This window comes from Mycoplasma sp. Ms02, from assembly GCF_019720735.1.
Classification (GTDB): domain Bacteria; phylum Bacillota_I; class Bacilli_A; order Mycoplasmatales; family Metamycoplasmataceae; genus Mycoplasmopsis.
The window spans coordinates 48,162-63,289 of the sequence record NZ_CP081302.1; the positions used below are offsets into that span (position 1 = coordinate 48,162).

Annotated in this window: 10 protein-coding genes; 1 reads left to right on the forward strand and 9 read right to left on the reverse strand. The window is 29.6% G+C overall.

All coding sequences use genetic code 4. The features are described from left to right. The 9 genes from K4L35_RS00210 to K4L35_RS00250 form a co-directional block, all read right to left on the reverse strand. On the reverse strand, positions 1-1,098 hold the full coding sequence (locus K4L35_RS00210; RefSeq protein WP_221617577.1) for a nicotinate-nucleotide adenylyltransferase: 1,098 nt from the start codon (positions 1,096-1,098) through the stop codon (positions 1-3). Then, a complete protein-coding gene (locus tag K4L35_RS00215; protein WP_221617578.1) occupies positions 1,098-2,354 on the reverse strand; it encodes a hypothetical protein in 1,257 nt (418 codons plus the stop codon). The genes K4L35_RS00210 and K4L35_RS00215 overlap by 1 nt, the downstream gene beginning before the upstream one ends. Then, a complete protein-coding gene (locus tag K4L35_RS00220; RefSeq protein WP_221617579.1) occupies positions 2,344-2,769 on the reverse strand; it encodes an iron-sulfur cluster assembly scaffold protein in 426 nt (141 codons plus the stop codon). The genes K4L35_RS00215 and K4L35_RS00220 overlap by 11 nt, the downstream gene beginning before the upstream one ends. Further along, a complete protein-coding gene (locus K4L35_RS00225; protein WP_221617580.1) occupies positions 2,759-3,922 on the reverse strand; it encodes an aminotransferase class V-fold PLP-dependent enzyme in 1,164 nt (387 codons plus the stop codon). The genes K4L35_RS00220 and K4L35_RS00225 overlap by 11 nt, the downstream gene beginning before the upstream one ends. Further along, positions 3,922-4,365 (reverse strand): hypothetical protein, encoded by a 444-nt coding sequence (locus K4L35_RS00230; RefSeq protein ID WP_221617581.1) that lies wholly within the window; start codon positions 4,363-4,365, stop codon positions 3,922-3,924. Before K4L35_RS00230 ends, K4L35_RS00225 begins: the two co-directional genes overlap by 1 nt. Then, positions 4,349-4,792, reverse strand: coding sequence for a transcription antitermination protein NusB (locus K4L35_RS00235; protein ID WP_221617582.1), 444 nt, complete (start codon positions 4,790-4,792; stop codon positions 4,349-4,351). Before K4L35_RS00235 ends, K4L35_RS00230 begins: the two co-directional genes overlap by 17 nt. A gap of 12 nt (positions 4,793-4,804) precedes the next feature. Next, positions 4,805-5,722 carry a hypothetical protein gene (locus K4L35_RS00240; RefSeq protein ID WP_221617583.1) on the reverse strand — a complete coding sequence of 306 codons (918 nt, stop codon included), beginning with the start codon at positions 5,720-5,722 and terminating at the stop codon, positions 4,805-4,807. Positions 5,723-5,785: 63 nt separating this feature from the next. Beyond that, positions 5,786-6,208, reverse strand: coding sequence for a hypothetical protein (locus K4L35_RS00245; protein WP_221617584.1), 423 nt, complete (start codon positions 6,206-6,208; stop codon positions 5,786-5,788). 166 nt (positions 6,209-6,374) lie between these two features. Next, positions 6,375-7,961 carry a hypothetical protein gene (locus K4L35_RS00250; protein ID WP_221617585.1) on the reverse strand — a complete coding sequence of 529 codons (1,587 nt, stop codon included), beginning with the start codon at positions 7,959-7,961 and terminating at the stop codon, positions 6,375-6,377. Positions 7,962-8,279: 318 nt separating this feature from the next. Here K4L35_RS00250 and K4L35_RS00255 point away from each other — a divergent pair, with 318 nt between their 5' ends. Then, on the forward strand, positions 8,280-15,101 hold the full coding sequence (locus K4L35_RS00255; RefSeq protein WP_221617586.1) for a hypothetical protein: 6,822 nt from the start codon (positions 8,280-8,282) through the stop codon (positions 15,099-15,101). Positions 15,102-15,128 lie beyond the last annotated feature (27 nt).

Consider the following 15,128-nt stretch of genomic DNA (forward strand, 5'->3'; position numbering starts at 1 on the left):
TTATCCTTTATTTATGTATTTATTGTAAATTTCTTCCTGTCTTGGAGTAAATTTTGTTTGCTTTTCGTATTTTTCAAAGTTATAGACGTAAGTTACTACTGCCTTAAATCCTGCCTCAAGATCATTAAAAGCCAGCTCTCTTAATTTTTGGATACCTGAAAATTTTCTTCCTTCACAGATTTTGTCTGAAATATAAACTACTTTATCCAATCAGTTTAATTCTTTGTTGCTAAAATCATCTAATGTTGTGTGAACTAAAACCGAATGTTCAATTTCGGGATCTTGAACTTGGTAGTAGTGTTTTAATCAAACATATCCTGCTGTTTGATGCAATTCGTGTTTACTAATGTTTCTATCAAAGTTTTCAAAGTGATTAATAAAATTAATTGAAACTTCTGGATCCCATTCCTTAGCAATATCATGAAATAATCCTGCGTAATATGCTTTTTTGGCTGAAAGTCCATGTTTTTTTGCTAGTTCGGCAGCAAATGTCGCAGTAGCTAAACAATGCTTAGCTCTTTTTGCTGAAAGTGTATTGTGAACTAACTCCTTGGCATATAAAAAGTTCTTTCCAATGATTTCAATAACAGAATCTTCTACAGAATCTAAATTTCCTCTTTTGAAGTTAGTTGAAGAAGCTTCATAAAGATCGTTTTTAATTAATAAACCGTTGTATTTTTTAATATTAATTTTATTAACTGATTTTGTTCTTTTCAAGACGGTTATCTTTGCTAATTTAGACAACTCTTCAATATTTTTTCATTTATCTAATTTTAGTAAGTTGTCTGATCCCATAACTAGATATAATTCATCATTTTTGTATTTATTTTTTAAGTATTTAACAGTATCGATTGTGTAGCTGATTCCTTTTCTGTTTATTTCGAAAAGTGAAATTTCAGCTTTTTCTGGCAATACTTTTTCAATCATTGAAACTCTTAAGTCGTCGCTTACTAAATCGGTTTTTGCTTTAAAAGGTGATTTATGAGCTGGTACAATGATTAATTTGTCAAGATTTAACTCTTTTATAGCAACATTCATCATTTGAACGTGACCTTTGTGGATTGGGTTGAATGAACCTCCAAAGATACCTATTTTCATTATTTCTTCCTTTCAGATATATCTTTTGCTAAAAACCTATGTTGTGAAGAAGATACATCTTTAATTTTTGAGTGTTGCGATAAAGTTTTTAAGCTTTTTTTATTTAATTGAAAATTTATTGAATCAATTATCCTGCTCACATCATTTTCTGGTCTGGTTTCATTTTCAAAAAGATTAATTTGACTCTTTAATAAATCAGCATTTTTAAGATTTTGGAGTCTAACACCAACACCTTTTAAAACTGAACCATCATAGACGATATCAAACATCTGGTTAATTTGACTTCAAATTTCAGAAAAATCATTTGTGTGAGATTTAATTTTTCTTGAAAATCTTTTTCATTTAAGTGTTTCTAATAACCTTAGATTAAGACTTATGGTATTACCTACTAAATTTCTATTTTGAGCTCTAATACAAACCTTTTTAAGTTGTTCTTTGATATGTTCTTTAATATCGTAAACATCTGATAAATAGTACATTTCAAAAGATATTTCGTGACCTATGTTTTTAAAATCCTCTATTTCGGTTTGAATTTCTATTTCACCTGGTCCGTAAAGGTTATTAAAAATATGTTCAGACTCAAAACCGACTATTTTCTTGAATTCTTTACGTCTTTCATTTCAGCGCTCAAGATCACCGATTTTATAAATGCCTGCAGCATAAAGCTTTTCGTAGCTTCCTCGACCCAGTCCAAAAAATTCAGATATTTCAAGATCATAAAAATTCTTTTTAATATCTGAATTAGAAGTGTATTTTATTCCAAAAGGTTTTGCCAAATTAGTGGTCATTTTGGCAATAAACTTAGAATGTCCTATACCAACAGTTAAAGGAATATTAAATTTTTCTTTTATATTTTTTTGAATTAGAGTGGCTAGTTCAATTGCTTCATTTGCGTTATTAACAGCATTTGAAGCGTCAAAATAAGCTTCATCAACAGAATAAACTTCATAAACAAGTTTATAAGTCTGATGAATAAAATCGAATATTTCTTTAGAAAGCATATTAAAGAAATCATGATTCGGTTGTCAGACATGAAATTTGTTTGAAATTTTTTCAAGTTCATTTATTCTCATACCGACTTTTGCACCCTTTTTCTTTAGTTCTTGACTAAGAGCTACCGATATTGAATTTGTTGCATCAGAGCGAGCAATTGAAACTTCTTTATCTTTTAATTCTGGGATTACAGATTTAATGGCACTTGCAAAATATGAGTCAAAATCAATATGGAAAATTCAGTTTATTTTTTTATAAATCATTTTTGATTAAATCGCTAAAGATTTTTGAACATGATATTCTACTAAGATGTTTTTTGACGTTATAAAAAACTCACAGGGGACCAAGCAATTCTGATTCTTCTTCAGTCATGTCACCCCTTTCGATAAAATCCTCGTAAGTTTTTAGTATTTGAGAAATTTCTTGTTTTGTTTTATTTTTTAAAACATCAATTAAAATGTCGGTTGATGATCTAAAAATCGCACAACCCTCTGATTTTGTTTTTACATCGACAAGAAGATCTCCGTCTCACTTTAAAGAAGCTCAAAGGCTGTCGGCACACGTCTGAGATTGTTTAAACTTAAAATCAAGATCTTTTTCAGATTCTGAAGCAGCATTTTGAGGATTTAAATAACGTTTCATAATTAAATCTCTTGCATCGTTTGCATTAAAAGTCATAAAAATCTCCTCCGTTTTTAAGTTCGTTAACTAACTTGTCAATTTCTTCATATGTGTTGTATATTCCTAAAGAAATTCTTAAGTACGAATGATCGGGTTTTATATTTCTTAAATAAGGGGCACAAAAAATTCCTGAAATGGTGTAAATATTCCTTGATCCTAGATAAGTCGCAACGTCTTGTGCATTTATGTTTTTGATATTTATTAGTGTTATATAATCACCTTTATTTGTAACGATATCAACGTTTTCTAGTAGTGATAATTTATCGTAAAGATAGTTAGATAATTTTTCAAGAATTTCTTTTGTTCTTTTATATCCGACTTCATTTAAGAAGTCTAGCGATTTATCGAACATAAAAATTCCTGCTAAATTTGGAGTTCCTGGCTCATAAACTTGAATTGTTTCCTTTAGTGTTCAAGTCATGTCTGTATCAATTTTTGCTACAGATCCTCCACCAAACTTAACTGGTCTAATTGTTCTTAGTAACTCTTCTTTAATTGCTAAAACACCAAGTCCTGTAGGTCCATAAAGTTTGTTTGTACTAAAAACTATAACATCATTGTTTTTTAAACTTACTTTTTGATGTGCGATCGCTTGTGCAGCATCATTAACTACGATTGCACCAACATCCTTTGCTCTTGTGTAAATTTCATCCATGTCATAACTTTGTGAAAAATTATTAGTTTCGGATGAATAAGATATTATCTTGGTTTTAGAAGTAATTTGATCCACTATTGTCTCTGAGAGTTTAATAGTTGATTGGGTTTCTTTTGCAATTTCGATTCAAGGTAATAGGTTTGATGAATGATTATAAGAACTTAATAAAATTTCATCACCTGGTTTTAGAATTTGTCTTGACATCGCAACAAAAAGATTAATTGATTCTGTTGTACCACTTGTGAAAATTACTTCGTTTTCTGTAGCGTCAATTAACTTTCCTGTTTTCTGTCTTGTTCTTTTTAAGACTTGATTAACTTCGACACCTAAAGGTGTATCAGCTGTTCTTGAAGATATTGAATTTTCTGTATAAAACTTATTTACAGCATCAATTGCAACTTGTGGTTTTAAAACCAAAGCGGCATTATCAAAATAATTAATTTTGTTAGCTACTGGGAATTGTGCTCTAATGTCTTCGTTATTTAACTTTTTCATTATTTAATGTACTTTAAAAATTTGATCAAGAACTTATTGAAGTCTTTTTTATCCTTTAAGGCTTCCAAGAATTCGTTGTAGTATTTTTGCTTAAGAATGTCAATTTCAATGTTTGAAGTTTTGTTTTTTCACATTGAGTAAGGGTTATTTTTGAAATTATTGCTGTAGTTTTTCTTACGATTAAGCTTCTTATATGTTTGAAGAGTGAAAAAGTAGAAAAAAGGTTCTAAAACATCAACATTATTTTCGTTTGAAAATTTATAAAGCGTTTTTTGAACTTTGATATCTCATTCACCTTTTGATAACTTGATAAAAGTTAAAACTTCCTTTGTGCTCAAATCAGCAACTTCTATATCTCTAAAATAATCAAATGCTGTAGATAAAGCGTTTTTGTAGAAAATTGTTCTTTTGTTTTTTAAACATTTCTTAATTTTTTGAATCATTAGCTTTATCCTTTGATTCTAGATAAACAAGTGCTTTATATACGTTTTGTAGAATAGCGTTAATAAATGCAATTTGCTTTTTAGCTTGTTCTGCATCAGTCATGAAGCTTTTTGCGATTTCGAGTGCTTCATTGATAACTATTTTAGGATCAATTGAAAGAAATTCATGAGTCGCGTTTATCAAGATGGCTCTAACAATCGGGTCGATTCTTTCTCATGATCAGTCATTGTTTAAAAACTTTTGAACCATAACTTGGTAAAACTTAAGGTTTTTCGCAATCTTTTCCAATGTTTTAAGTTGTTCTTGATTAATGTGTTCAAAATTATCAAAAACATCTTGAACATCAATTGTTTGATCGGTTAATTGATAGCTATATAAAACTTGAATAACTTCAATTCTCGTTTGCCTTCTTGATTTCTTTTTCATGATTTTCTCCTTTTAAAATGCATTGATTCTTATTGTATCAAAGTGTTTTTGGAAGTGTTTTATAGGGTAAAGTAAACTTACCATTATCACAGTGTAAATTGGTATTGTAATTAAAGATTTAATTAAGTAGTTTGACATTCATAAGAGATAGTCAGAACCATAGTTTTTTAGTGCTCCTTTTTTCAGAATACCGTGACTTAAACGATAGTTGTAAAAGTTTATATATCTGTAAGGTCCATATATTCAGTTGAAAACAACAACTAAAAATAGTATTAGGAAGAATATTTTAAAATATTCTTGCGTTTTTTGATTGTTTCTGTTTGGTAAAACAACAAGTATTATCAGCGATGTTAATACAACATAAGAAGCGATTAAAGCTACTAACACGAATGATCTTGGTACTTTGTTAAAGTTAAAGATTCTAGCTAAAGTAATTTGTTTTTCTTCTTCTATCGATATTGCAATTTGTTTAGTGATCACAATTGTTGCGAGCATTAAAGCTGCATAAGAGGCTGCGATCATAAAATAAAGCGATTTGTTGTCTTTTTTAAATAAAAACTTGAAGAATATTTTTGACGTAAACGTGATTAAAACAGGAGTAATCGCAAAAGCTCAATATCAGCTTCCAATATTGCCAGCAACAACTAAACCTAAGGTATCAGCCAGTGCTGCCGTTATTGGACCAAAAATTGGACCTAAAAAAGCTCCCATTAGAATATTAAAAATAAATTCTGTATTCACTTTAAAGAAAGTAAAAACTGTGTAGTTTTTTAAGTAAACTACAAGCAAATAAAGAGATAATAAAATACCAGCGATAACAATATCTAGCGTTGTAACTCTTTTTATTTTTATTGATTTCCTCGCCTTTTGTCAAGAAGTTTGATTTTGTGGCTCATTTGGTTGATTTTTAATTTTTATTTCTTTTTCCATCTAACCCCCTAAAGTTAAATTTTTTATATATTTAAATATTTTACCATTTTATAAATTTAGGCATTATAGATGAGCTTGGTTTTCTGCTGATAAGTTTCTTGTTATGTTATATGTTTGAATTTCATTTCTTAAATCTGAGCGATAGTAATTTAATAGATTTTCAAGGAGAATAATGCTACTATTTTCAGAAACGTCATAATTGTTTCTTTCAATTTTGAAAATATGGTTAAAAACTTCATTTTTAATTCTTAAGATTTCTTTAATTTTTACATACAAAAATTTATTATCTTCAAACAAGCACATTCATCCGTTTTCTGCTTTTTTGTAGCTATTTTGTGCATAACAAATAGAAAAGAATGTAAAGTCGTTGTTTCTGCCTAAAGTAATAATTTCATCTGCAAATTCAGGGATAATGTTTTTAATTTTTTGTGAGGTTAAGCCATCAGTCTTATAGATTGCAAAAAGTTGTGTTTGATTTGTTTCCATATCTTTATTTTATTACTCACTGCCTTTCGATTTATCCCTTTTTTGTCCTTATTTTATCCACAATAAAACACTTAAAGATCTATGAAACAGTTTAATTGGTGATTTATTTTTGTTTTAACATAAAAGCTAAAAAAATATCACAGGTGTGATATTTCTTTTTTTATATTTATTTAATTAAAGGATTGTAAACTTCTAGTTCGTTTTGAGCTTTATATTGTTCTGAAATTTTTGATGCAACATATTGAAGATATGAAGTTAAATTTCTAACTGCGTGATTTGCAATGTAAGCTGATCCTAAGTTTGCTTCTGCAGGTTTAGCGAAAAATGAAGAAAATGCTTCTTTTTGTTTTTCAAGTAAAGCTTGCAGTTCTATAACTAAAACACCAGTCTTACCTTTTTGGCTTCAATCAATGTCTGCTGTTTTTGAATTAAAATCTTTTAGAGCTTTTGAAAATTCGTCTGCATTTACAAATAACCCAACACCAGCCATTCATGAACTTGAAACTTGAGAGAAGTAATTCATGAATCCTTCTGTGCTATCCAAGCCAGAAGCTTCGATTGCTGCAAAATGATTTAATTTGTCCATGGCGTCTAAAAGACCTGCTTTTGCATTATTGTTTTGTGCAAGAGGTGCGAAGTTACCGTTTAAAATATCTAAAAGCGTTTGAATTGAGTTGATTACAGATTGCTTTTCTTGGTCATTTTCAGATTCTGCTTTAGCTTCTAAAAATAAATTGTGTTTATTTTTACCTGAATCGTATGACGCAATAAATTCTAGGTTTGTTTTTGTGTTTGCTATTTGATCAATCGCTTGTTTAAATTTATTGTATCTTGTTTTAATATCTTGCGTGTGCTTTTGCAGCTCTTGTTTTATACCTTCTGCATTTTCTTTATTTTTTTCTTCCACAAGTGAAGCAACATGGGCTCTAGAAGCAAGTAGAAGATCCATACGGTTAGCTATTAAAGCAAAAAACTGAGCAAATTTATATAAAACATGGTTTGGGTTGTCGATTAAAACAGAGTTATTTGCTTTGAAGAAAAATTGACCAATTAGGTTTGCAATTGATTCATAGAACCTTGTCAAATCATTTACTGAATTTTGATTTTCTGGTGCCACTTTTGCTAAATATTTACTATCTAAATTAACAACTCCAGTCAGTGTTGATTTATCTTTTGAAGCAACATCAACATAATATCTAATATCTTTATTTTCGATGTTTGCAAAATCTTCAAGCTCTAGAACTTTCCCGAAATTATTAATAAGAGCTAAAAATTCATTTGCTTTTTGGTTGAAGTTTGCTCTTGCTGATAAATAATCTTCTTTTGAAGCTTTATTTTGTTGCAATAAAGCCGTTTTATCACCAGCGAAATTTACTAATTCACCAATTTTAGTTTTCACTTGGTTGTTAAATTCTTCAAATTTAGCTCTTTTTTCTTGTGAGGCTTGAGACATTGTCTTTAGAAATTGCAAAATTCCGTACTCTTCTGAATATTCATTGTTTTGGTCAAGACCTAAAGCGCCACGAATAATATTAGCGACTTGGAATCTTGTCCCAATGTTTCCAGAAACTGCTGATAAGAAGTTACTTGCCACTTCTTGATTGTAAACATATTCTTCATTTACAGGTATTGTTTCTTTTTCAGGAGACATTTTTTTCTCTTGATTTTGGCTACATGACATTGCAATTGCTGCAAGTGCAGGTGTAATTGCAACACTTGTGAACATTAAAGTCTTAAATTTTAGTTTTTTCATTTTTTAAATACCTTTCTTTAAGTATTTATTAATTATAAAGAAAAGACATCAAACTTTAGATAGAGAAGTTGTTAATTTAATTGTTTGATGAAATCTTGAAAAACTTTAAAAATTTTAAAATTTCTGAAGATGATAATTAATCAAAATTTTATTTCTTGACTATATATTTTTTAAAAGTAGTGTTTTTGTCACGAAAAGTGCATAAAAATTATGTTTTTAATTATGAAGTACTAATTATAAAAAGCATCAGAAATATATATATATATATATAATAAAGTCTACACTAAGAAAAATCAGTAATTTAAAAGGAAATATATTATGAAAAAAGTAAAAATTATCTTAGGTACCACTTTACCTATCATTTCATTTTCTGCTTTATTATCGGCTAATCTAGATAATGGAAACACCTTTAACAAGACTGCAGAAAATACATATCAGGTTGATGGTCAGACTGTATCAAACGTTGAAATAGTTGATAGATCGCATAAGATTTTTGGAGAATTACAACATTACAAAACATCATGAAATTTGAGCAAGGATAAAGTTTGAGATTTTGAAACAAATAAAGCCGTCAAGGTAGAATTGTTAGAAGGTGACCTATCACATGAACGGCAAAAATGAAGAGTTACTATTAATAAGTCTTTTGATTATGAACAACATAGCGAATACTGAACTTCAGTAGACGGAGCTTTACTTGCTTCATCTATTTGAATTTCTGAAGATTTAAAATTTGTAGAAGGATCTGATATAAAACTTAAGTCTGAATTTCGAGACGGTTTTGCAATCAATACAGAGCCATATGTTATTTATGACGAAAACCAAAATCAGCATAATGCATATATGTCCAAAGCCCTTTCCGATCCTTTATATAGTGAAAGATTTTTAAAGTTGGATAATTCACATCTTGTAAGATATACTGAAACAGTTCCTTTCAAAAACGAGTTTGAAGATCCAGAGTATACTAATAAAAGTTATGAAGAACGAGAAGTTGTTAGTGCGAATAAGTACAAAAAATTTTATTTTAGATTTGGGGAATACAGAGATCACATAATAAATCCCGAAAATAAAAACACTAACACCGATAAATATAACAGAGGTTCAAGATCCAACTATAAAATTGATAGACAACAATATGAGCCAGGAATGCCAATTTTAACAGTTGAGAATTTTCAAATTCAGCAGACTCCACAACTTTTTGAAACTATCAAAGAAAAAGAAAATGAAGGAAAAAGTTCTGCAGCTTTATTAACTCAATTAAATTATGGGTACAACCTAAATCCTTATTTTGATTCAAACAATGTAAATTACAATCCAAGTTTAGAAAAGAGATTTCTAAAAAATGGTGGTGGTTTTATAACATTTGGTGCTAGACAGGAATTTCAAAACTCTTTGCCTGATAGTAATAACTGGACTAAACTGATTGTTGAATTTGAAACTGAAAAAAATACAAATGCCATTGATACTGCACATAAGTACACAACTAATAAAGAAACAAATATCGAATTTTACAAAAGTGAAGCCCTAACAGCAGGAGAATCTTTTGTGGGTGCTGCGGTCACAGTAGATTACTCAAGATATGTAGATGGTTATAGATATCCAGGTTATAAAGGTTATTTAGTTTCAAATTTTAATGATATATACTATGCCGAAAGACAAGTTTCTGCAAAACAATCAAATCCTGGAATGTCAAACGAGGATTTAAACAGGAATGAGTTATATGAAGATACATTTAATATTTTAATAAGAGAAAAGGTCGACACTTCAAAGGAGCATAAAACTGTAAATTCACTACCTACTTCAAACTATAAATTAAGTATCGATGGAGATGATACCAATTTTATTGAAATAGATGGATATCAAGAAGATAAAATATTATCTAATGAAAAACATCAATACGTAAATAAGTTGTATAAAGTTACTAAACCAGCTAAGTTTATAAATAAAGCTTTAGGAACTCATGTTAAAGTGGTTTCAGATGATAATCAACTAACTTGAAGAACAATAGATCAGCCCTCACCAATAAATATTTCTCACGCTTGAAAAGCTAATTCTGATCAAAATAATAAAGATTGAACTGTTGAATATGGCGACAAATATTATTATGACCCAGCATCAAAAACATTCTTATTTGATATTTCGTATACCAAACAACCGCAATCTATTCAACCTCAATTAGATGCCTTAAGCATTAAAAAAGCTGCTTACAATGGAAGTGATGCCATTCTATTATCTAACTCAACTTTAACTGATCAAAATTATGTTTTAACTTTCACTTCTAACTTCGAAGGAAATAATACTGAATACACAACTGTTTGGGACCCTTCAGGTTATTTAAAAATAGAAGAACTAAATGCTAAAATAACTAACCTTACTACAGCAATGACTCAAAATCCAGATCAAAGAGATAGAAATGGCGAAACAACAATATCTTTTGATATTGTAGGGATTGAAGAAACGACAGCATCAAAAAACTTTCCACAAGTTCCTTTAGCTGGATTTAAAAAAGAAGAAAAAAGACTTGACGAAGCAGGAACAGAACTGAATATAACAACAAAAACAGTCCCTAATGCATCAAATAGATCTGCAAGTAATCAAGTTACAAACGAAGAACTTATAAACCTAATTAATCCTAATTACAGTGTTAAACAAGCTACTGTATTGAATGCAACATCTTCTTATAATACGACTAATGGCACTATAACTCTTTCATACAATTTAAATTCAACTAGAAACGGCTTAAACGATATTCAATCCACTCAAACGTTTACAACTACATTCACAGGTTTTGCCACTTCAGAGACCGAAAAAGCAAGATTGAATCAATTTACAGCTACTGTTGATTATTTAGAATCTGAAAAGAAAGCTTTATTACCTAAAGGTGGAGATTTTACTGATATTCCAAGCGTTAGTGATAAAACCAAACTCATATTTACAATAACTAAAGATGGAATAACATACACAAGTACGTATGACTCAAACGCAAACAATCATCAAGGCGCTTATGTCTTTAATGATTCAGCAAATAATAACCCAAATGTTGAAATCAAAGTAAATGATATTTCATGAGACCCAGTCACTGAAGAAAATGATATATCAGGTGTAATGCCTGTAAGTTTTGAACTAAGCAGTACCATAGAAGGAGCTTTTGCTGAAAGAAGCTTCGATTCTAATGAAATTTCAGGATTTAAAAGAGAACAAGAAAGAATTCAAGAATTACTTAACAAAACCGATTTAAGTACAAAGGATTTTAGTCAAGAACTAAAGAATAAAAAACGCTCAGATTCTATTACTAAAGAAGAAATTGTTGAGCTTTTAAATCCGTTATTCGAAAATGCAAAAGCCAAAGTTGTAATTGACGACTCTTTAGAGCCAAATGTTAATGAAGGTTCTCTTCTTGCTAAAATCAAGCTAGAATCTACTAGAGATGAACTTGAAGGTACAAAAACACAAACAACAAAAAATGCAAATTTTAGTGGTTTCTTAAATGATGCATCTGATGATTCTTACAACGATTTTCAAGATCAAGACTTTATTGCCACTTGAATAGTATCAAATACAAAAGATTTAATAAATCCTATTCAAGCATCAAGTCAAGCAGCACAGACCTTCTCTAATTATTCAGTTCAGCTTTCACAACCAAAAGATATTTACTCAATAACAAATGTTTCTGTTGTCGGGTACGATGATATTTCAGGAAAAACATTACTTCAATTTGATGTAACGAAAACAGTTAATGGAACATCAACAGTTTCTAAAAAATACTATAAAACAGTAGATAATTTCTTTACCGAGCAAGAAAGAGTTAATATCCTTAAAGATAAAATGACTTTTGATGAAAATAGAAATGATTTAACAACAGTCGACTATTATAACGAGTCAGTCCAAAAAAGCGAAGTTAAGGCAAGTTCTTTAGAAGATCAACAAATTAAAAATACTGTTATTTCTAATCCTGATAATAAAGTTTTATACGATTTAAACTCACCAACAATAAGCGAACAAGACGATGTTTTAGGTAAGGTAAAAGTTTCAGCTTCAATAATAACTTCAAAATCTTCTGATGAATTGTACAAAGTAAATTCGTCTGTACCTCAGAGAGATATGCAAAAAGTAAATGAACTATTCACTAGACCGAGTGATGAAGAATTTGCAGTAAAGGCGAATAAAGAAATTGTTATTTCAGGTTTCAAAACAAAGCTTCAAGAAGCTGTGCAAATGATAAACGATAAAGAATTTTTAAATGCAAATGAAAAATTAGAACTGATTAACAACGCTCAATTGGTTGTTGGTTTATATGGAAAACCAACAGAATTTAATAAAGAAAACCATGATCGAGCAATTAAAGATATAGAATCATATGTTTCAAAATCAAAAGAATGAAATCAGACTAAAAAAGAAGCGCATGACCAAATTTCAGAAATGCTTCACTTAAATGATTCGCAAAAAGATTTTGCAAAACAACAAATTAAAGATTCATACAAAGATCCTGATTACATGACTTCTTTCACAGTTTCTGAAGAGGATTCAACAGAATCTAAAGTTCAAAAAGCTACAACTTTAAATGAAGATATGTCAGCCTTAAAACAAAGAGTATATAAAACAAATGAAGAATCTGACTATAACAAAGCTAAAAACGGAATTATTGAACAATATTCTTCTGATATTATGGCAGCAAAAGCTAAAGATGAAGAGCAAAGAAGCGATCGCGAAAAAGCGCTTGTAAAACTAGGTGAAGATATTGATAAATACAACAAACTAGTTGATTTATCAAATGATTTAATCAACAATATTGATCCTTCGACTCAAGACTTAGATAGAACTCAAAAAGACGCAAATAAAGTAACTTTATTGGGAGAAGTTTTAGAAGGTGTAGATTTACCTGAAAACGCTAACTGACCTTCTGAAGCTGTAAACAAATTAAAAGACGCAATTGATGCAAACTTAAAACAAGTTTACAAAGACGCAATTGATGCTTTTGAAAATTTAAATGAAAAAGAAAAAACAGCTCTAAAATCTCAAATAGATCAAATCAATAACTCTGTCGATGAAAATCAAGAATCTAAAAATTTAGTTGAAGAAGCAAATAAAGTTTTAGATCGTGCAAAAGAAATCGAAAAAATGAAACAAAATGCAATCAATAAAATTCTTGATGCTAAATACTTAAGCAAAGAACCAGTTGAAGATAAAGACGATGTTCAAGACTTTGTTGACAAAATCAAAGAACTTGATTTTAGTGATCCTGAACAGGATGAAGCTAATAAAACTAAAGCAGTTGAAATTGTCAAAGACGCTAAAAAGGCTGATCTAGATCAAGGTATTCAAAACTACATTGATAATCGTCTAAATGACGAAAACCCTAACAAGGTTCCTGAATCCAACCCTGATCATACTCAAAGTGCACAAAAACAATCAGCAAAACAAAATGTTTCAGAGCTTGAAGGTGAACTTCCAAGACAAGATGATTCACAAGAAGTGAATTCTGATTTACAAGAACAAAAAGATGCTATTGAAGCTCTAAAAGTAATTAACAATCTAAAAGAAAAATACAATTCTTACATTAATACAGACGTAAGAAACGAAAGTGATTACTTAACAAAACGCCAAAAATTACTTGAAGAAATCAAGAAAACTGAACAATTAATCGAAACATTAAACAACAAAACGTTTAATGATCCAAAACTTGAAGCTAATAAAAAAGCAATTTTAGATGAGCTAAAACAAGAAGTAATAAGAGCTAAAACTGAAGTTGACTTAGTTGACAATGTTCTAAACATTAAAAAACCAAGTTTCACAAAAGAAAACTTCGAAAACGCCTTTAAAACAGATAAAAACGCCTTGAATGAGCAAGGAATAGATAAAAATAACGAAGTTATTGATTACATTGGTACAGATATGTCCATGTTCTATGATTTAGCTAAGAAAAAAGTTAATTTATCTGAAGTTAACGCAAGTGATCTTGAAAGAGTTAATGTTATTAAGGCTGCAAAGTACTACCAATCACCAGTTCTAAAATCGGCAATTGAAAGTCTATTACCTGACAAGGCTTCAAAACCATATAAAGATATCGAACAGTTATTCAGAGATGTTTGAGCTTTAGAATTCTTATCTAAAGAAGAAAAATATGCAATTAACTTAGATTTATTAGAGTTTAAAAACTATCACGATTCTGACAAATACAAAGCCAAGGCCGTTCTATTAGATGCAGCTAAAGGTGATATTTATCGTCAAATTGATGAAATGCAAGACTTAAACCCATCACAAAAACAAGGATTCAAACTTGCTATTATCGATACTAACTTACTAAAAATGGATCCTTTAACAAAAGATGTTGAGGTTTACGAATCAATTATTGAAGAAGCAAAAAAATTAGACGATAAAATGTCTGAATTAGTAAAAGCAGCAAAACAAGCACAAGGTCTGCAAGGGTCATACGCACTTGACAGAATCAATGAACTTGTAAATTCTAAAGAAGTTGATTTACTAAACAATAACGTAGATGCAAAAGAAATGGATGCTTTAATTGAAGAACTTAAAGAAGACATCAAAAAAGCACTGCAAACAGTTCCAAATATTAGTCAAAACTTTATTGATAAGCTAATGGAAGAATATAAAAATGGAGCTTCATTAGCTCAAGTGGATAAAAAAGCAATTCAAACTTCTCAAAATAGACAAAAAGTAAATCAACTAGTTCAAGATTACTTAAATAACCAAAATCAAGAAATAAGATCTGAAATTGATGAAATAACAAACCAAGACCCTGAGTCTTATGTTGACGTAACTAACCTATTTGCAGCACTAGATGCAAAATTAGAGATTGAAAAAGCATTAGATAAGTTCACAAGTGCAAATATAGAGCAAGAAGATTACGACTCAATTAAACAAGATCTAAAAGTTGCTTATGCAAACAATTACTTAGATTCTGATTACGCTAAACCAATCAAAGATCAAATCGATGCTCTAAGAGCAAAAGTTAGAGATATTCTTGAAAAAGAAGAAGCAGGCGACCAAGAAATTAAACCTAAAGATTCAAATGAATCAGGAAAACCTGAAGAGAAACTATACATCTGATGATGAATAGCAGGAGCCATCGTTACACTAGGTGTAGCAGGTCTATTTGCTTGACGCTTCAAGAAACGTAAATAAGAAAAATCATGCAATTGCATGATTTTT